At 67.1% G+C, this 19,769-nt stretch carries 15 protein-coding genes and 1 pseudogene; 14 read left to right on the forward strand and 2 right to left on the reverse strand.

Annotated elements, in window-relative coordinates; all coding sequences use genetic code 11:
- The first annotated feature begins 628 nt into the window (after window positions 1-628).
- From EL249_RS13205 to menA, 14 genes and pseudogenes are all read left to right on the forward strand, one after another.
- Window positions 629-2,287 (forward strand): nucleotide-binding protein, encoded by a 1,659-nt coding sequence (locus tag EL249_RS13205; RefSeq protein ID WP_005673032.1) that lies wholly within the window; start codon window positions 629-631, stop codon window positions 2,285-2,287.
- Window positions 2,281-2,928: pseudogene (locus EL249_RS13210) on the forward strand (bifunctional adenosylcobinamide kinase/adenosylcobinamide-phosphate guanylyltransferase); the annotation flags it as partial. The gene EL249_RS13205 and the pseudogene EL249_RS13210, both read left to right, overlap by 7 nt.
- A 180-nt stretch (window positions 2,929-3,108) precedes the next feature.
- A complete protein-coding gene (cobM, locus tag EL249_RS13215) occupies window positions 3,109-4,098 on the forward strand; it encodes a precorrin-4 C(11)-methyltransferase (protein ID WP_169311711.1) in 990 nt (329 codons plus the stop codon).
- Window positions 4,082-5,392, forward strand: coding sequence for a sirohydrochlorin chelatase (locus EL249_RS13580; RefSeq protein WP_005673030.1), 1,311 nt, complete (start codon window positions 4,082-4,084; stop codon window positions 5,390-5,392). Before cobM ends, EL249_RS13580 begins: the two co-directional genes overlap by 17 nt.
- Before the next feature lie 68 nt (window positions 5,393-5,460).
- Window positions 5,461-6,159: a precorrin-8X methylmutase gene (locus EL249_RS08845; RefSeq protein ID WP_005673029.1), complete on the forward strand. Its 699-nt coding sequence runs from the start codon at window positions 5,461-5,463 to the stop codon at window positions 6,157-6,159.
- Window positions 6,156-7,535 carry a cobalt-precorrin-5B (C(1))-methyltransferase gene (locus EL249_RS08850; protein WP_005673028.1) on the forward strand — a complete coding sequence of 460 codons (1,380 nt, stop codon included), beginning with the start codon at window positions 6,156-6,158 and terminating at the stop codon, window positions 7,533-7,535. The genes EL249_RS08845 and EL249_RS08850 overlap by 4 nt, the downstream gene beginning before the upstream one ends.
- Window positions 7,536-7,596: 61 nt before the next feature.
- Window positions 7,597-9,111 (forward strand): bifunctional cobalt-precorrin-7 (C(5))-methyltransferase/cobalt-precorrin-6B (C(15))-methyltransferase, encoded by a 1,515-nt coding sequence (locus EL249_RS08855; protein WP_005673027.1) that lies wholly within the window; start codon window positions 7,597-7,599, stop codon window positions 9,109-9,111.
- A gap of 102 nt (window positions 9,112-9,213) precedes the next feature.
- Window positions 9,214-10,884 carry a precorrin-2 C(20)-methyltransferase gene (gene cobI / locus EL249_RS13805; protein ID WP_005673026.1) on the forward strand — a complete coding sequence of 557 codons (1,671 nt, stop codon included), beginning with the start codon at window positions 9,214-9,216 and terminating at the stop codon, window positions 10,882-10,884.
- Entirely contained in the window at window positions 10,881-11,522 is a 642-nt protein-coding gene (locus EL249_RS08870; RefSeq protein WP_197721580.1) for a cobalamin biosynthesis protein, read from the forward strand. The genes cobI and EL249_RS08870 overlap by 4 nt, the downstream gene beginning before the upstream one ends.
- A gap of 153 nt (window positions 11,523-11,675) precedes the next feature.
- A complete protein-coding gene (locus EL249_RS08875; protein ID WP_005673021.1) occupies window positions 11,676-12,341 on the forward strand; it encodes an energy-coupling factor ABC transporter permease in 666 nt (221 codons plus the stop codon).
- A gap of 177 nt (window positions 12,342-12,518) precedes the next feature.
- A complete protein-coding gene (cobJ, locus tag EL249_RS08880; protein WP_005673019.1) occupies window positions 12,519-13,568 on the forward strand; it encodes a precorrin-3B C(17)-methyltransferase in 1,050 nt (349 codons plus the stop codon).
- Window positions 13,569-13,594: 26 nt separating this feature from the next.
- Entirely contained in the window at window positions 13,595-14,647 is a 1,053-nt protein-coding gene (locus tag EL249_RS08885) for a CobD/CbiB family cobalamin biosynthesis protein (protein ID WP_005673017.1), read from the forward strand.
- Window positions 14,648-14,915: 268 nt separating this feature from the next.
- Entirely contained in the window at window positions 14,916-15,977 is a 1,062-nt protein-coding gene (locus EL249_RS08890) for an aminotransferase class I/II-fold pyridoxal phosphate-dependent enzyme (protein ID WP_005673015.1), read from the forward strand.
- A 2-nt stretch (window positions 15,978-15,979) separates the two neighbouring features.
- Window positions 15,980-16,876, forward strand: coding sequence for a 1,4-dihydroxy-2-naphthoate octaprenyltransferase (gene menA / locus EL249_RS08895; RefSeq protein WP_005673013.1), 897 nt, complete (start codon window positions 15,980-15,982; stop codon window positions 16,874-16,876).
- Between the two features lie 88 nt (window positions 16,877-16,964).
- Here menA and tehB read toward each other — a convergent pair whose 3' ends face one another.
- Window positions 16,965-17,849, reverse strand: coding sequence for an SAM-dependent methyltransferase TehB (gene tehB / locus EL249_RS08900; protein WP_005673011.1), 885 nt, complete (start codon window positions 17,847-17,849; stop codon window positions 16,965-16,967).
- A 9-nt stretch (window positions 17,850-17,858) separates the two neighbouring features.
- Window positions 17,859-19,520, reverse strand: coding sequence for a phosphoglucomutase (alpha-D-glucose-1,6-bisphosphate-dependent) (pgm, locus tag EL249_RS08905; protein ID WP_005673010.1), 1,662 nt, complete (start codon window positions 19,518-19,520; stop codon window positions 17,859-17,861).
- Window positions 19,521-19,769: the final 249 nt, after the last annotated feature.

Below are 19,769 nucleotides of genomic sequence, written 5' to 3' on the forward strand. Positions count from 1 at the left end.
TTCACTCCCGGTCACCCCGCCTGAAGAGGCACGCTCAATGCAGGCGCTGCCACGCGGAAAATTTTTTCCGGACCCCGTAGAATAGCCCGGTTGGTGCTCGCAGGGCGCTTCCTCGCCTTGCAGTTCAACGGGAAGCAGGAGGGCGTTCGCCGTCTGCATGCGTGCATGCAGCCACGGTGGATCGTGGCAAGCAGTCTTGTCCGCCTGACCTGCGCTGCCCCCGCAACGGTCGTGCGGTCGGGCAGGGAAGGCCCATGTCCCGCCACCCATGCAGGTCGGCCCGGACGTGTGGGCAGCTGCCCGGGCGTTGTCGGGCATGCCTGCGGCGCCTTTCCCTGTCCAGCCTGATGATCCATGCAGCCACTGGTTCCGGTCATGCGGCGTCGTGTCCTTCAATGGGCGCGTCCGTCTCATCCGGCCCGGGAAGGCGATCATCGGGCCCAGCCGTCAGCCCGGATACCGGCCAACACCCCGGATGTCAGGCACTCCCAAGCGCCTGGCGTCTGGTCCGTGCCGCCTGCGGCATGGGCACTTCGTTGCATGCCATCGGGCGGGGATGCCCGTGGCCTGTGTTCTTTCCCGACACCTTGTCCGCCGTGCTTCCCCGCATGCGGATCGGATCCCACGGATGTCACTGGCTGTTTCCCATTCCGGTTCTGCCGGCAGCAAGCTGCCCGCCCGCCTTGCGCCAGCGGTGCTGGTCAGCGCGCCGGCCTCCGGCCATGGCAAGACCACGGTAGTGGCGGCTCTGGCACGGCGCCTGTCCCGTGCCGGGCTGGATGTGCGTGTCTTCAAGACCGGGCCGGATTTCCTGGATCCCGCCTGGCATGAACTGGCCAGCGGCCACACCGTCCACAACCTGGACCTGTGGATGACCGGTGAGGACGACATTCGCAGGCGTCTGTACGACGCGGCGGGACAGGCGGACCTCATCCTCGTGGAAGGGGTGATGGGACTCTACGACGGTGAGCCCAGTGCTGCCGAGATGGCGCACCGCCTGGGGTTGCCGGTACTGGCCGTCATCGATGCCTCGTCCATGACCGGCACCTTCGGTGCCCTGGCCCATGGCCTGCGGACCTGGCTGCCCGGCCTGCGCTGGGCGGGTGCCCTGGCCAACCGCGTGGCCAGCCCCCGCCATGCCGAGCTGCTGGCCAGCGCCTGCCAGCGTCCCGGTGCTGACCAGCCGACGATGGACGCCCATTCAGGGAACGATTCGAAGCCGGCGAGCATCGCCCACCGACAGGCCGACTTGCAGCCGTCCGGCACGCCCGCGGAAGAGGGGCCCGACGGCACCGGGGAGGGCACCCGTTCCGACTTCCTGGGCAGCGTGTTCCGCAACGCGGCCTTTGCCATGCCCGCGCGCCATCTGGGCCTGATTCCCGCCAACGAGTTGGCCGATGCACGACAGAAGCTGGATGCCGCAGCCGATGCGCTGGAAGGCACCGTGCTGGGCAGCCTGGACCGGGAAACCCTACAGCGCTGGAACACGTGCTTTCTGCCGCCCGAAGGCCCTGGACACACCGCACCCGCCTCGCAGCCGCTGGCGGGTCGCACCATCGCCATTGCCCGCGATGCTGCCTTTGCCTTCATCTACCCGTCCAACCTGGAAGTTCTGCAGGCCCTGGGGGCCACACTGACCTTCTTCTCGCCGCTGGCTGACGATCCGTTGCCGGCCTGCGATGCCGTCTGGCTGCCCGGGGGCTATCCGGAACTGCATGCCGAGCAGCTCTCGGCCTGCCGCCGCCTGCCCGAGACGCTGCGCGTGCATATCGAGGCTGACCGCCCCGTCTGGGCTGAGTGCGGCGGCATGCTGCCGCTCTTCGAGCAGATGCGCCACGACGAGCGCGACTGGCCGATGTGGGGCATCCTGCCGGGCAGCATCGAGTTCGGCAAGCGTGCGGCCGGCCTGGGCATGCAGCAGCTGGTCTGGCCCCCCGTGTCGGCAGACACAGACCTGAATGCGCCGGCGGCGGATCGCCACCATGACGCCCCGACCCCGGCCCCGAGCCCTGCGCCCGAGGCCTCGGCTTCAGACGAATCCTCCGATGCGACGACCGCCGATGAGACCCTCGGCCCGTTGCGGGGGCATACCTTTCATTATTCGCGCTGCATCACCCCGCTGCCGGAAGTCGCACACAGCAGCCGCCCCGTGTCATCCGGTGCCAACCCGCACACCGAGGCGGTCTATCGGTACCGACAGGTGCGGGCTAGCTATTTCCACGCCTGGTTCGCCAGTGCGCCCACCCGTGCCGCAGCCCTTTTCCTGCCGAAGAAATCGACATGTTGAGTCTCAGGTATTCCGGTGATTCCGACAAGGACGGATCCGGGAAGAAGACATCCTCCTCTGGTCCTTCATCGAGCTTGCCCCTCGTCTCGCCTGTCGGGCATGAGCTGATCCTGGGCGGGCAGCGCAGCGGGAAGTCGCGGCGGGCTGAACAGCTGGCCGAGCAGTGGCTGAAGGGGGCCGCGGGGCGCAAGGCGGCCTTCGTGGCCACCGCCCAGGCCCGTGACGACGAGATGCGGCATCGCATCGAACGTCACCAGGAACAGCGCCGTGCCCGCCTGCCGGGCATGCGCACGATCGAGGAGCCGCTGGCACTGGACCGGGTCATCCGCCGCTACAGCCGCCCCGAGCGTCTGCTGGTCATCGATTGCCTGACCTTGTGGCTGGCCAACCAGCTGGCCCGTCACGAGGATGTCGTCCCCCGGAAAGGGCATGGGGTGGCCGAGAACTTCTGCCAGAGCGAGGCCATGACCTCGCTGCTCACCGCCATCGAGCAGAGCCGCGGGCCGCTGGTCTTCGTCAGCAACGAGATCGGCCTGGGCGTGGTGCCGGTGGGCGCCGGCGTGCGGGCCTACGTGGACGCGCTGGGCTGGCTGAACCAGCAGGTGGCGGCCCGCTGCCAGCGCGCCTGCCTGATGGTGGCCGGCCAGCCGTTGTGGCTCAAGCGCGAGACGCAGCCGGCCGTTCCGCAGACGTCCTTTCCGACGGAGCGGCCCTACGAGGCCATCCCGACGCTGGTCGAGACCTTGCTGGGCACCTCCTCGGCCGCCTCTCACCCGGTACTGCCGTCCGTGGCAGCCGCCCTGTCCGGCCTGTCCGATTCGATGGTCGGCACGGGCGGGCAGCCTCCGGCCGCATTTGGAAACGACTCCGCGGCGCAGCGTGACCGGCGCTCGGACGAGGAAGGCACGGACGGGACCGGACCCGGCACCGTGTGGTTCGTGGGGGCCGGCCCCGGCGATCCGGACCTGCTCACCGTCAAGGGGCGCGACCTGATCGCACAGGCGGGCGCCATCCTCTTTGCCGGCTCGCTGGTCAGCGAGGCCGCCACGCGCTGGGCGCCGCCGGGTTGCGAGATTGCCGACAGCAAGGGCATGACGCTGGAGGAGATCTGCCACTGGCTGGCCAGCCGGGCGCTGCGGCACCGGACCGTCATCCGGCTGCAGACCGGCGACCCCTCGCTCTATGGCGCCCTCATCGAGATGGTGCAGCCGCTGGACGATGCCGGGGTGCCGGTGAAAGTGGTGCCCGGGGTGAGTTCAGCCTTCGCCGCCGCCGCCGCGGGCGTGGAGAGCCTCACGCTGCCCGAGGTCACGCAGACCGTCATCCTCACGCGCGTGGCGGGTCGCACCCCGATGCCCGAGGGCGAGGATCTGGTCTCGCTGGCCCGGCATCGCAGCACGCTGTGCATCTTCCTGTCCATCACGCTGCTGTCCAGCATCCAGCGCGACCTGCGCGCCGCGGGCTGGCCCGAGGACGCGCCCATCCTGGTGGTGCACAAGGCCAGCTGGCCCGGCGAGGAGAAGATCGTGCGCACCACGCTGGCCGACGTGAAGGAGGCCTGCCGGCAGGCCAAGATCGTCAGCCAGGCCATGATCATCGCCAGTCCCACCATCGGCGCGCGTCAGTGGAGCACCCTGACCAAGTCACGGCTGTACGATGCCAGCTTCACCCACCGCTTCCGTCGCGCCAGCGAGGAACGTCTTGTCGACATGGCGGTGGGCAAGCTGAATCCGCGCTCCGAGACCCGGGTGCCGGAAGACCAGACGAAAACAACTCTTTCCGACGAGGCTTCGGATGACAACCTCCAATGACACCATCCTGCTGGTCGGCCACGGCTCACGCGAGGCCTCCGGCAATGCCGAGATCCTGCTGTTTGCGGAACGCTGGCGTGCCCGTCACCCCGACTGGCGCATCGACGTCGGCTTCATCGAGTTTGCCGATCCGTTGCTGGATCCGGCCCTGAACCATGCGGCACGCAACAGCGGGCGTGTGCTGGTGCTGCCGCTCATCCTCAACGCCGCCGGCCATGTTCGTCAGGACATCCCGAGTGCCATCCAGCGCGCCCGGAAACGTCATCCCGACGTCCAGTTCCTCTATGCCCCGCACCTGGCGGTCAGCGATCCGCTGCTACGGATCCTGAAGCGCTTCCTGCGTCAGGCCATGCTGCAGCTGGACGTGCCGGATCCCCGTACCACCGGCGTCATCCTGCTGGGGCGCGGCTCCAGCGACCGGCTGGCCAATGGGGACGTGGCACGCATGGCCCGCTGGCTGTGGGAGATTGGTGATCACGAGCGCGTGGACCTGGCCTTCACCGGCGTGACCTTCCCGCGCCTGGAGAAAGTGGTGCGCGACCAGGTGGCGCTGGGCATGATGCAGATCGTCGTCATGCCGTACTACCTGTTCACCGGCACGCTCATCAAGCGCATCGGGCGTCAGATGGAAAATCTGGCGGCCCAGTATCCGCAGGTCCGCTTTGCACACACCAGCTATTTCGGCTTCGAGCCCGAGATCGCCCGCATGCTGGACGAGCGCGTCCATGCCCTGAAGCAAGGAGTGGGCGCCATCGATCTGGATCGGCTGATGCGCCCCGATCCGTTCCGCGAAAGCGAGGGGTACCACCACCATCATCACCACGGCCATGATCATCATGGTCATGGTCATGGCCATGGGCACGGGCACGACCATGAGGCGCACGATCATGGGGATGATCATTCCCATGACGCCCATCCGGACCATGCGCATGACCATCCGCACGGTCACGAGCACGACCACGCCCATGATCATGACCATGACCACGAACATGGGCACAGCCATAGTCATGACGCCGAGCCTGGACACGATCGCGACCATGCGCACGATCCTGACCATGACCATGACCATGACCATGAGCAGCATCATGATCATGCCCGTGTGGAACCCGTCCCTCAGGGCAACGATCATCAGATCATGAATGACCCGAATCAGGGTCGTTCAATTCCGGAAGTTGCCCGTGCCGTTCCGCAGGGCAAGCCGCTGGGGCCGCAGTCGGCCTTCCCGAAAGGAAAGGCGATTCAACCCGGCCTGCCCGGGCGTCCCTTCTTCCCCCGTTCACGCTTTGGCCGCTGAGTGTCGGCTGATTCACCGTCATCCGCGCCCCATCCTTTCATTTTCGACATTCCCGACCGCCAGAACCCATGAGCACCGTCAACACCATCACCGAGCAGCTCACCCGTGCCGGCCAGGCCATCGAGCACGGCAGCTTCGCCATCATCGACGAGGAAGCCGGTCCGCACGCCTACACCGATGAACAGTGGCCGATCGTGCGGCGCATGATCCACGCCAATGCCGACTTCGATTTCAACGGCCTGACCCGTTTCCACCCGGATGCCGTGCGCGCCGGCATCGATCTGCTGCTCGGTGCGAAGGCGCGGGGCGGCGCCCACATCGTGGCCGACGTGGAGATGATCTGCGTGGGTCTGTCGGCGCCGAGGCTGAAACACTTCGGCGTGCAGACCCACCAGTTCATCAGCGACGATGACGTGATCGAACGGGCAAAGGCCGAAGACACCACCCGCGCCGTGCAGGCCATGCGCAAGGCGCAGCGGCTGGGTCTGATCGACGGCCAGATCATCGCCATTGGCAATGCCCCCACCGCGCTGATCGAACTGGTGCGCATGGTTCGCGAAGAGAATGCCCGTCCGGCCCTCGTCATCGGCATGCCGGTGGGCTTCGTGTCGGCGGCCGAGAGCAAGGCGCTGCTCGACGATGTGACCGAGGTGCCCTGGATCGCCATCGAGGGCCGCAAGGGCGGCTCCACGCTGGTGGTGGCTGCCCTGCATGCGCTGCTGGCGCTGGCCGAGGCCGAACAGAAAAAGGCTGCGGCGCAGGCATGACGGACGCGGGGCAGGGCTACATCGCCAACCCGGTGCAGGCATGCGCCGATATCCCGGCGGCACCGCCCGCGGGGGAAGGGCCATCGAAGGCAGCACCTGCAGAATCCGGTGCCGAACGTGCAGCCCGGGTTCGGGCCAGCAAGCCGGCGCGTGGCACCCGTACCGGCTTTTCCACCGGGGCATGCTCGGCCACGGCCGCCCGCGCCTGTGCCATCGGCCTCGTCACCGGGCAGGTGCCCGACACCGTGGAAAGCCTGCTGGCCAATGGCCGCCGCTACACCTTCACCATTCATGACGGCCGGGTCGAAGGCGAGGGCCTGAACCGTACCGCTCATGGCTATGTGCAGAAATTTGCCGGTGACGACCCGGACTGCACCGATGGCGCCCACCTGACGGTGGATCTGCGCATCCTGCCCGGACAGGCGGGCGAGGTGCGCTATCGTGCCGGCCCCGGCGTGGGCACCGTCACGCTGCCTGGCCTGGGGCTGGAGGTGGGTGGCCCGGCCATCAACCCGGTGCCCCGTCGCAACATTGCCGAGAACCTGCACGAAGTGGCCGGCAGCCTGCTGGCCGAGCATGGGCTGGAAGTCACCATCAGCGTGCCCGACGGCGAGGTCATGGCCAGAAAGACCACCAATGCCCGGCTGGGCATTCTGGGGGGCATCAGCATTCTGGGGACCAGCGGCATCGTGCGGCCGTATTCCACCAGTGCCTGGCGGGCCAGCGTGGTGCAGGGCATTCAGGTGGCGGCCATCACCGGCAACGACATCGTCGTGCTCACCACCGGCGGGCGCAGCGAGGCCTTTGCCATGCGCGAGGTGCGCCGTGATCGTCCCGAACTGCCGCCCGCCTGCTTCGTGCAGATGGGCGATTTTCTGCGCTACGCGCTGGACGAGGTCGTGGCGCAGGGCATCCGGCTGGTGGTCTTTGGTCTGATGGTCGGCAAGCTCACCAAGATTGCCCAGGGCGAGACCATCACCCACGCCAACCGCAGTGTGGTCGATACCGATGTGGTGGCCGAGGTAGCCCGCCGCATCGGCGCCAGCGAAGAAGACTGTGCCGCCATTGCTGCCGCCAAAACCGCACGGTTCGGTGCCGAACTGATGGTGGAACGGGGGCTGGGGGACATCTTTCACAGAACACTGGCCGAAACCGCCATGGCCACGCTGCAGGCTCCGGACCGCTATGGGCGGGCCTTTCAGATCCGCATCATGGTCTGCGATGGTGAGGGCAACATGCTGGCCGATGTCTGGTCTGCACCGGCCGAGGACCGCCCGCGCCCGGAAACCGCCGGCCGCACCGGCATCTCCCACACCCATTCCGCCGATTTCGATACCGACGAGGATTTTCCGCCCGTACCCAGTCATCCGGACTGAAACCCGGACTGAACGGGGCAGGGCAGACGCCGTTTCCTGATTTTCATCCCTGCATTTCTCCATGACCGACCCCAATCCCTGCCGCATCATCGGTGTACTGGACGATGGCCCCGCCAGCCTGACGCCCACCGCGCTGGCCCACATCCGCACGGCCGATGTGATCGTCGGTGCGCCGCGCACGCTGGCGCTGTTCGAAAGCCAGTTCAAACCGGGGGCCACCACGCGTGATCTCACCGGCCAGCTCAAGGCCGTGCCCGGCTGGATCGGTGCCGCGCGCGAGGCCGGACAGCGCTGCGTGGTGCTGGCCACCGGTGACCCGCTTTGCTGGGGCATTGCCCCCTATCTGGCGGCGCGGTTGTGCACGGAGGCGCTGGACATCCTGCCCAATGTGTCCACGCTGCAGCTGGCCTGCGCACGGCTGGGCATGCCGTGGCAGGATGCAAAACTTTTTTCGGTGCATGCAAAGGATGCCGGCCCCTGGCAGCGGGGCGCGGGCCCCGACCATGGTCTGCATGCGCTGGCGCAGGCCGTGCACGCGCACGACCGCCTGGTCATTCTGACCAGTCCCGGCAATACACCGGCCCGCATTGCGCAGCTGCTGCAAATCGAAGGACTGGCCGGCGCCATGCAGATGGCCGTGGCCGAGAACCTGCTGCAGCCGGAAGAGCGCATTCATCCGCTGCTCGATATCGACACGGCCGCCACCATGACCTTCGCCCCGCTCAACGTCGTGGTGCTGTGGCGCATCCAGCCGCGTGACAATCCGGTGCTGCTGGGTCTGAACGACGACACCTACGCCCAGCGTCGCCCGAAGGGCGATGGCACCGGCGGGCTGATCACCAAGCAGGAGGTGCGTGCCGTGTCACTGGCCCGCCTGCAGCTGCGCACCGACAGCATCGTCTGGGACATCGGTGCCGGCAGTGGCTCGGTGGGGCTGGAAGCCGCACGGCTCTGCCGGCATGGTCACGTATTTGCCATCGAAAAGAACGCAGCCGATGTGGACATCATCCGCCAGAACCACGATGCCTTCGGCGTGGCCAACTACACGCTGGTGCACGACAGGGCACCGTCCGGCATGCAGGCCTGGCCCGACCCGGATGCCGTGTTCGTGGGCGGCAGTGGCGGCGAGCTGGCCGAGCTGATCCGGCTGATCCTGCGCCGCCTGCGTCCCGGCGGGCATCTGGTGATGAATTTCGTCACGCTGGAAAATCTGGCCACGGCGCTGGAAACCCTGAAGGCGCTGGCTGGGGATGCAGGGAAAACGGCGGCAGATGCAGAGAAAACTTCGGCAGATGCAGAGAAGCCTGCAGCGGATGCCGCCAGTCCCGCCCGGGCGGGAAGTCAGACTTCCCCCGCACACGAACCGGCTCTTGCCTCGTCGCCGTCTGTTTCAGAAGCATACAGCGCCACCCTGGACATCCATCCGGCATCGCGGCCGGGCACCGGGACGTTGCACTGGGACGTGCTGCAGCTGCAGGCTGCCCGCAGCAAACCCATTCTGCACATGAACCGGCTGGCTGCCGAAAACCCGGTCTGGCTGGTGTCGGCCTGCTGGCAGCAGACCGGGGACGAATGAATCCGCCGCGCGCGCCATGAACGTGGCTACCGAAATCCCGAAGGACATACCCTGGCAGGACGTACCTTTTTTCTTTCACCGTTTTCGACCCACCAAGCCTCCATGCAACCCTCCCCCGGAAAACTCATTGGCGTTTCCCTTGGCCCCGGCGATCCGGACCTGATCACCCGCGCAGCCTGGACGCAGCTGCAACGCCGCGACACCCGCTGGGTCTATCCGGTGCGCAGCGGCAAGAGCGATGGCTACGCCCATGGCATCGTGCAGCGGGCCGGCATCGAACCCGTCTCCCATGTCGAGGCCATCGTGTTTCCGATGACCTACGATGCCGAAAAACTGGGTCGTGCCTGGCTCAAGGCTGCCGACACCGTGCTGCCCTGGCTGCAGGCCGGCGAGGACGTGCTGTTTCTGGTGGAAGGCGATGCCAGCACCTATTCCACCTTCAGCCATCTGGCACGCACCGTGCGCAGTGTGGATGAACGCATCGAAACGCCGATCATTGCCGGCGTCAATTCCTATACCGGTGCAGCGTCGGTAGCCGGCACCACGCTGGGCGAACAGGATGACACCATTGCCGTGGTACCCGCCGCCTATGGTGTGACGATGCTCGACCGGCTGCTGCCGGAGTTCGACACGCTGGTGCTGATGAAAATCAAGCCGCAGCTCGACGACATCATCGACTGGCTGGACAGTCGCCATCTGCTGGCCGACGCCCATTTCATCGAAAAGGCCGGCGTGGAAGGCGAGCGTGTCGTCAGTGGCGAGGCGCTGCGCCAGCTGCGGGGCGAAAAGGTCAGCTATCTGTCGCTGATGATCGTGCGCTCCCATCACCGTGTGCGCGGCGAGCGTCTGCGTGGCTGCCTGAAAAAGGGCCCGATGCAGACGGAGGCCGAACAGGCTGCGTCCACGGCGACCGGCGCGTCCCGCGTCGCCCACGCCAGCACCGCACAGCAAGCCGCAACCCCATCGGGCACTGCCACTGCAGATGCGGTCTCTGCGCCACGTGTCATCCTCATCGCCATCACGAAGGGCGGCGCGGAACAGGCTGCCCGGCTGGCTGCACAACTGCCCGAGGCCACCCTGTGCACCTCGCAGAAATTTGCTGCCACATTCGATTCGCTGCCGAATGATAAACGCATTTATTCTGGTGGTGTGAAGGAACAGATGGGCGAAATATTCCGGCAGTACGACCAGCTCGTGTGCTTCGTGTCGGTGGGGGCCATCATCCGCCTCGTGGCGCCTCACCTGCAGGGCAAGGAAACCGATCCCGGCGTGATTGCCGTGGACGATGCCGCGCGCTTCGTGGTGCCGCTGCTCTCGGGCCATGTGGGGGGCGCCAATGTGTGGGCGGAGCAGGTGGCCCGTCTGCTGGGTGCCACGCCGGTGCTGACCACCGCCTCCGATGCGCGGGGCTCGCTGGCCGTCGACATTCTGGGCCGGGCGCTGGGCTGGCAGGTGGAGGCCCCGAAAATCAACCTGATCCGCGTGGCGGCTGCCGTGGTCAACGAGGAGCCCATCGCCCTGGTGCAGGAGGCCGGCAGCCGTCACTGGTGGACGCGCAGCACACCGCTGCCCCGCCACATCGAGGTGCTGAATGACATGACGGAGGTGCGTCCCGGCCATCACCGCGCGCTGCTGCTGATCACCCATCGCCCCCTCGATGAAGACCTGTGGCGCCAGTGGCCCGAACATCTGATCGTCTACCGTCCGCCCGCGGGGCAGGGCGCCGATGAACGCCCGACCCCGGCCATGGCAGGGAGCACGACCGCATCGTGAACACGACGACGCCACACAACCGGCCTGGCACGGCAGAAACGCAGATACCTGTGCCGGCCTCCGGCCTGGCGGGCAGCCGGGATCTGGTCCTCGGTATCGGCTGCGACCGCAACACCCCCTATGCCACGCTGGCGCAGGTGATCGACGAGGCACTGGCCCAGCTGCAGGCGTCGTGGGCCGACGTGCGGGCCGTGGCCAGCATCGACCTGAAGGCCGACGAAGTCGCCATGCAGGAACTGCAGCGCCAGCGGGGGCACACCATCCATTTCTACCCCGCCACCTGGCTGGCACAGGTTCCGGTGCCCAACCCCAGCGAGACGGTGCGCAAATATACCGGCACGCCGTCGGTCAGCGAGGCCGCCGCGTTGCTGGTTGCGGGGGATGTTGCGCAGGCGCTTGCCCATGCCGTACCGGACCATGCGCCGGCAAGGGTCCCTGTCCCGCCGTCCCACGCACCCCAGGAGGCGCCCGTACCGGTTTCACAGCGTTCCGTTTCCCTGCCGGTGCCCGCCCCGATGTCTGCGCTGCTGATCGAAAAGCACAAGCTGCGCGGCCCCGATGGCCGCAATGCCACCGTGTCGGTAGCGCGAGCCGACGAAATGGCCCGGCTCCTCCCGGAGACCGGTCGCCATACATGAACCCCGGCGACATCCTGCAGCGACCAGGCTGCAGCATCCTGCGCTGTCCTGTCCATGAACGAAACACGCCACCGGCGAGCACCATGACACCATCGAAATACCCAGGCAATCCGGCCCGGTAAAAACGTCCCGCAAGGGACAGGAGGAAGAAGCATGCATATCGAAATCGGCATCCTGCCACAGGACAAACTGGTGATGGCCGCCGTGGCCGCCACCGGCCTGCTGGCCGTCCACGCCAAACCGTTGCTGACCAACCCCGCCAACTGGCTGCGCACCGCACTGGCCGCCGTATTCTTCTCGATTCTGATGCAGCTCTGGCACCTGCCGGTCGGCCCGTCGGAACTTCATCTGGTGGGGGCCATTCCCATCTATCTGCTGTTTGGGTACATTCCCACGCTGTTCGGTTTCATGCTGGGGCTGTTCCTGCAGGCATTCTTTTTCGAGCCGCAGGACATGCTCCATCTGGCGGTGAATTTCCTGAGCCTGGGGGTGCCACTGGTGGTGGTGCATGCCACCTATGGCCGGCACCTGCAGAAACTCAGACTCACCAACCTCGTCACGCTCGATGCCTTCTACTACACGGGCGTCACCCTGATGGTGGGCTTCTGGCTGTCCATCAGCACCGATCCCGCACCGCTGGCCGACTGGGCCCGGTTTGCTGCCTCCTATGTGCTGCTGGTGGTGCTCGAACCGGTGCTGACCATCAGCCTGGTGCTGCTGGGCCGCAGGCTGCAGTCGGGCAAACTGCAACCCGCCAGATGGCAGCAGCTGTCCTTCGATGAAAAATGGCTGGGCAACGTGCACGGCCAGCAGGCGTGATGCCCGCAGGCCCGTGTTGCCCCGATGGCCAGGGCGGCCGGCCCTGGCTGCGCGGTATGCCCGGTCGGCACAGGGCCGGGGCCAGTGTGCGGGGACCAGCGCGTTCATGACACGCTCTGGCCCCCTTCGTTCGATCAACATTCTGCTGCGGCAGAGCATTCTGGAGTGATTCCCTTCATGTCCCATGGAAAGATCATGCTGGTCGGCATTGGCCCGGGCAGCGCCGAACACATGACGGCCCGCGCCCGCGCAGCCATTGTCGAGGCCGACACGGTGATCGGCTACGTGACCTACATCAAGCTGGTGGCCGACCTGCTGGATGGCAAGGAAATCATCCGCAAGAGCATGACCGAGGAGCTGGATCGTGCCATCGAGGCGCTGGCCCGGGCTCGCGAGGGCAAGAAGGTCGCGCTGATCTCGTCGGGTGATGCCGGTGTCTACGGCATGGGAGGCCCTACCTTCGAGGTGCTGATGCAGGCTGGCTGGACGCCACCCGAAGTCACCGTCGAGACCGACGAGGCGGGCAACGAGCAGCGCATCGTCGGTGACGGCATCGAGGTCGAGATCATTCCCGGAGCCTCGGCAATCAACAGCTGTGCCGCCCTGGTGGGGGCGCCGCTCACCCATGATTTCTGCTCGATCTCGCTCTCGGACCTGCTCACGCCGTGGCCCACCATTGCCCGTCGTCTGGATGCGGCGGCAGCGGCGGACTTCGTGGTGGCACTCTACAACCCCAAGAGCGGGCGGCGTACCCGGCAGATCGTCGAGGCGCAGCAGCTTTTCCTGCGGTATCGTGATCCGGAAACACCGGTGGCCATCGTCAAGAGTGCTTACCGCCGTCGCCAGAACATCGTGCTTACCACGCTGGCAAAGATGGCCGAGGCCGACATCGGCATGCTGTCCACGGTCCTGATCGGCAACAGCAACACCTTCATGCGCCATGGCCTGATGATCACGCCACGCGGTTATGCCAACAAGTACGACGTGACGGGCGACCACGGTCTGAAGGGGGGCGAGCGCTCGGGCCGTTCGCTGTCCACCGGGCTGGACGGCTGGCTGCATGCGCTGCATGCGGCGCACGCTGGCGGGGAAACCGCAGAGGCTCTGGCGGAGCACTATCGTTTGCCGGCTGACTATATTCGGCAGAAACTGGCTGAGCCGCTGCCGCAACCCGAGGTCTCGAAATCGCGTCGCAAGCCGCCTGCCGAGGAAGGCAGCGAGGGCTGAGGGCGCTTCGCTGAAGCCTGCACACCATGATCGAGATTGCTGCCTGGGCACCTGCCGCCGTGCCGCTGCTGGCCTTCGGGCTGGATGTGGCTTTCGGGGAGCCGCCCGTCCGCCTGCATCCGGTGGTGTGGATGGGGCAGTATCTGCAGTGGGCGGGCGAGCGGATCGCGCCATCGGTCGTCGTGGATGCGGCACCTTTGCGGGAGACCAGGCATGCGAATGCGTCCCGAATCGCCGGAAAAGAGCGGTTCAGTCTGTCGGAAACGGGCGGGACCACGACCGTTCAGGATGCCCGTCGCCAGTTCCGCCTGGGGGCGCTGGCCTGGCTGCTGGGTGCTGCCGTGACCACGTCGCTGGCCTGGGGCGTGCAGGGGGCGCTGGGACAGTTGCCTGTCTGGCTGGCCGTGCCGCTGCTGGCGCTGTGCCTGAAGCCGCTGTTTGCCTGGACCATGTTGCGCGACCTGGTGGCCCAGGTGGAAGCGGCGCTGGGGCAGGGGCTGCAGGCCGGGCGGGAACAGCTGGCGCATCTGGTCAGCCGGGATGTGCAGCAGCTTGATGAAGCCGGTGTGCGCGAATCCGCCATCGAGACGCTGGCTGAGAACCTGAGTGATTCGCTGGTGGCGCCGCTGTTGTGGTTTGCGCTGCTGGGTCTGCCGGGGGCTGCGCTCTATCGCTTTGCCAACACGGCCGATGCGATGTGGGGCTATCCGGGCGCGCATGGTGGCCGTCACTGGCAATGGGCCGGCAAATGGGCGGCACGCGCTGACGATGTACTGAACTGGCTGCCCGCCCGGCTCACGGCCGGGCTGCTGATGCTGGGGGCTCGTCGAATGCTCTGGCAGGCGCTGCCGGCGCAGGCTGCGCTGACCCCATCGCCCAACGGGGGCTGGCCCATGGGAGCCATGGCGCTGCGCCTGGGCGTCAGTTTGGGCAAGCCGGGGGTCTACCGGCTCAATGCTCAGGCGCTGGCTCCGCAGGCTTCCCACACGTGGCAGGCGCTGCGCCGAGCCCGTCGGGCGGCCTGGCTGGCGGTGGCGCTGTGTGCCGGCGCCGTTGCCCTGGTGGAGCCTTGGGCATGATGGTTGCCTTCCGAAGCAGTCAGGCGCTTCGAAGCTGAGTTTCTGCGTTCTTCGGGCGTGGAGACCTGGCGGATGGCGCCCGCCGCAGGAGCGGCTTCGGTGCGGCGGCTCGGGGGATGCGGCGGCCTGCCATGTGCTGGGCGCGTGCGTGCCCGAATGTCAGACTCCGGCGGCTGCCGTCGCAGACGTGTCCGGCTCATTCAGGGCATAATCTTTTGCCATGGAGATTTGCGGCGCATACAACCACGGGGGACCTGACGCAGACGGCGTGCCGCTGCATGATTTCTCCACCAATGCCAACGCAGCCGGCCCATGTCCGGCTGTGCTGCACCGGCTGCAGTGCCTGGTGCCTGATACCTATCCGGACCCGGCCTATGTGTCGCTGCGCACGCAACTGGCCCGCTGGGATGACGTGACACCTGCGCGCATCGTCATGGGAGCCAGTGCGAGCGAACTCATCATGCGGCTCACGGCGGCGGTACTGCCTGAGATGGCTTCCGTCTGGGTGCCGCGCCATGCCTATGGCGACTATCGCCGTGCCGCCGAGGCCTGGGGGCTGACGGTCGAGGCCTGGGAAGCCGAGGACCGCAGCCATGTCTCGCAGGCCTTCGCCGCGGGCGTGCCATCCCGGCCGTCCGAACGGCAAGCGCGGCTTGTCTGGGTCACCTGGCCGGCCAGCCCGCAGGGGGACATGCCGCCTGCGCTGACAGGTCTGGTCGGGGCTCTGACCCCGAAGGATGTGGTGGTGCTGGACATGGCCTATGCGCCGCTGCGGCTGGATGGGGACGCTCGCTCCGGGCCGCCCTATGGCGCTGACGCCTTGCCCAAGGTGCTGGCTGCGCGTGCGTGTCGGCTCTTTTCACCGAACAAGGCACTGGGGCTGACGGGGGTGCGTGGGGCCTATCTGGTGCTGCCGGAGGTGCGGGGCTTGCCTGATCTTGCCGTGCGTCTGGCGCGGCTGGCACCGTCGTGGCCCCTGGGGGGGCATGGGCAGGCGATGCTGGAGGCCTGGATGGAGCCCGGTGTGCAGCAATGGCTGGCCGAGAGCCGCAAGACGCTGCAAGGCTGGAAGGCGACGCTGGAGGCCGGGCTGCTGCAGCGGGGCTGGCAGCTGATGCCCAGCTTGGCCAGCTTCTGCTGTGCCCGACCACCGGTGCCGCTGCCTGAGCTGCCGGGCTGGCTGGCAGGACTGAGAACGCGGGGGATCAAGCTGCGTGATGCCGGTTCTTTCGGGCTGCCCGGTTGGGTGCGGCTGGGGGTGCGCACTCCGGCCAGCCAGCAGGCGCTGTGGCAGGCCCTGGACAGCACAACGAACCCGAGGACCTCTTGACGATGAATACGACTGATCCGCCCTCGGGCTGGCGCCGCTGGTGGCTGGGGGTCCGTCCACCCACGCTGGGCCTGTCTCTGGTACCCGTACTGCTGGGCACGGCGCTGGGGGTACGCCTGGGAGGCTCCTTCGATCCGGCGTCGTTCCTGGTGGCGGCGTTCTGCGTGCTGTGCATCCAGGCCGGAACCAACCTGTTCAACGATGCCGGAGACGGGGCACGGGGCGCCGACGGTGCCGATCGGCTGGGACCGGTGCGGCTGGTGGGCAGCGGGCTTGCCTCGGTGGCAGAGGTGCGGCGGGCAGCAAGGCTGTGCTTCGCGCTGGCGCTGGCCGGTGGCCTGTTGCTGACCTGGTGGAACGGCGGGGTGATCCTGCTCATCGGGCTGGCCTCGCTGCTGGCGGGCTGGCTGTATTCGGCCGGGCCCAGGCCGCTGTCGCACACGCCGTGGGGGGAGTCCTGCGTGCTGCTCTTTTTCGGGCTGGTGGCGGTGGCAGGCAGCTGCTTCCTGCAGACAGGGCGCTTCTCGGTGCTGGCGCTGGTCTTCGGGGTGGTGCCTGGCCTGTACGCGGCGGCGGTGCTGCTGGTCAACAACACGCGCGATCTGTTGCAGGACCGGCGGGCCGGGCGCACCACGCTGGCCTGCCTGCTGGGTCGGCAGCGGGCACAGCAGCTGTATGCGGTGTTTCTGCTGCTGCCCTTCGCCATCCTGCTGCCGTTGACGATGGCCCTGGGGAAACCCTGGCTGGGCGTCGTGCCGCTGCTGCTGGTGCCGATGGCCATCATGCTGATACGCCGCTTCGGGCAGCGCGAGGGCCGGGCGCTGAACCAGCAGCTCAAGGACACGGCACGACTGCAGGCCCTGTTGTGTGCCGTGCTGGTGGGCGGCCTGCTCGTCTGAAGAAGGCAGGGCCCGAGCGGCTTGCACCGCCCGGGCCCTGGAGATCCGCCATCCCCTTCCGGGGGGCGGGAGGTGTTCCGGAGAATCGTCAGTCCGGCTTGCGCGCCAGCAAGGTGGCAAAGCGCATCTCGATGCGGTTGCCGTTCTCGTCGGTGCGGTGCAGCTTGCCGGGGTTCTCGTTGTACTTCAGCACTTCCCAGCCGGCGTCGGCGTAGAAGGCTTTCAGCTCGCCGGACTGGAAGCGGAACGGGAAGGGAACCCGGCACGGATAGTCGTCACTGTCCATGACGCTGACGATCAGGTTGTAGCCGCCGGGAGCGGTCTCCTGCTGCATGCGGGTCATCAGCGGCACGATGACGGCCGGATGAAGGAACATCAGCACCACGGTGGACAGGATGAACTGGTAGGGACCGTCGAATTCCAGGGATTCCACCTGGTTCAGATCCACCTCGGCGAGGCGGATGTCCTTGAGTCCCTCGGCGTCGGCGATGTGCTGCAGGTTGGCCAGACTGCCGCCGTTCCAGTCCCAGGCGTCCACGGCAAAGCCGCGCCGGGCGAGATACAGGGCATTGCGGCCGCCGCCGCAGCCGATGTCCAGCGCCCGGCCCACCGGCACCTGTTCGGCAGCCTCCACCACTTCGGAATGGGTGGCGGTCATGTCGTACTTCTTGGTGAAGTAGTCGGCCGGGCGGCACAGGAAGTCCAGCTGGCACTGGATGTCCGGGCTCATCGAGACGATCTGGTGCCATGCCTGCGGCTCGATGCGCGGCGGCTGGTGCTCGGTGTCGTAGGTCGCTTCGGCGGTGACATTGCCATGTTCGTCCATCAGCGCGAACTGCAGCGAGCCCTTGAGGATCTTCAGCTGCGCCCAGGTGCCTTCCTTGGTGTTGTGCCTCTTCAGGAAACCACCGGGCACGGTGTCGTGCTGCCACACCGGCATGCGCTTGTAGACGACCAGTTCTTCTTGACTCATGCTCTTTCCTCAGCCCTGCAGGGCGGCAGACACGACTTCGCGGGCTTCGGCCTGCACCTGTGCCAGGTGCTCGGGACCCTTGAAGGACTCGGCGTAGATCTTGTAGACGTCCTCGGTACCCGAGGGCCGTGCGGCGAACCAGGCGTTCTCGGTGACCACTTTCAGGCCGCCGATCTTCGCACCGTTGCCCGGGGCTTCGGTGAGCTTGGCCACGATGGGCTCACCGGCCAGCGTGGCAGCCTTGACGTTCTCGGGCGCCAGGGCGGACAGCTTCGCCTTCTGCTCGCGGTTGGCCGGGGCATCGACGCGCGCATAGGCGGGGTTGCCGAAGCGGGCGGTGAGTTCGGCATAGTGCTGGCTGGGGCTCTTGCCGGTACGGGCCAGGATCTCGGAGGCCAGCAGCGCCAGGATGATGCCGTCCTTGTCGGTGCTCCAGACGGTGGCGTCGTGGCGCAGGAAGGAGGCTCCGGCCGATTCTTCGCCGCCGAAGGGGCCACTGCCGTCCAGGAGACCCGGTACGAACCACTTGAAGCCCACGGGCACCTCGACCAGCCGGCGCCCCAGCGACTGGGCCACGCGGTCGATCATCGAGCTGCTGACCAGGGTCTTGCCGATGAAGCCGCCCTTGGGCCACTGCTGGCGGGCGCCAAACAGGTACTGGATGGCTACGGCCAGGTAGTGGTTGGGGTTCATGAGCCCGGCATCCGGTGTGACGATGCCGTGCCGGTCGGCGTCGGCGTCATTGCCGGAGGCGATGTCGTACTTGTCCTTCTGCGCCACCAGGCTGGCCATGGCGCTGGGCGAGCTGCAGTCCATGCGGATCTTGCCGTCCCAGTCCAACGTCATGAAGCGCCAGGTGGGGTCCACCAACGGGTTGACGACGGTGAGGTTCAGCTTGTGGCGTTCGGCGATGGCGCCCCAGTAGTCGACCGACGCACCGCCCAGCGGATCGGCGCCGATGCGCACGCCGGCGCCGCGGATGGCGTCCAGGTCCAGCACGTTGGGCAGGTCGTTCACGTAGGTGCCCAGGTAGTCATAGGGGCGGGCCTGCTTGCGGGCGCGCTCGAAGGGCACGCGCTTGACGCCTTTCAGGCCGGCCTTGATGTATTCGTTGGCGCGTGCGGCGATCCACTTGGTGGCATCGGTGTCGGCCGGGCCGCCATGCGGCGGGTTGTACTTGAAGCCGCCGTCGGTGGGCGGGTTGTGCGACGGGGTGACCACGATGCCGTCGGCCAGACCCTTGTGGGCCGGCAGATCGTTCACGCCACCGATCTTGCCCCGGTTGGCGGTGAGAATGGCATGCGAGACGGCCGGGGTGGGGGTGTAGCGGTCGGCGGCATCGACACACACGTCCACACCATTGGCCACCAGCACTTCCAGGGCACTGGCCCAGGCCGGTTCCGACAGGCCGTGGGTGTCGCGGCCGATGAAGAGCGGGCCGTCAAAGCCCTGGGCCTGGCGATAGTCGCAGATGGCCTGCGTGGTGGCGAGGATGTGATCCTCGTTGAAGGAGGTCTTGAAGCTGGTGCCGCGGTGGCCGGATGTGCCGAAGGCCACCTGCTGTTCCACCACGGCAGGATCGGGCTTGCGGGTGTAGTAGGCGGTGACCAGGCTGGCCACGTCGATCAGGTCTTCGGGCAGAGCCGGTTTGCCGGCGCGGGGATGCGACATGAGAGGGTCTCCTGCTTCATGGGTGGCGATATCCTGATGTTACGAAAATTCCCCATGACTGGCAGCCAAGCCACAGCTGGTCATGATTTCTTCAGGCATGCAGGAGAGGGCATGTGGAATCCTGGCGACGGCACGCTCTGATGGCCTTTGCTGGCCCACGAGAGACCGGATGCACAGGGGCCTTGCGAACATGTCGGCGCAGCGTGGGATACCCCCCGTTGTACTTGATGGCACCAGAAACGAAAAAGG

This window comes from Lautropia mirabilis (genome assembly GCF_900637555.1).
Lineage (GTDB): Bacteria > Pseudomonadota > Gammaproteobacteria > Burkholderiales > Burkholderiaceae_E > Lautropia > Lautropia mirabilis.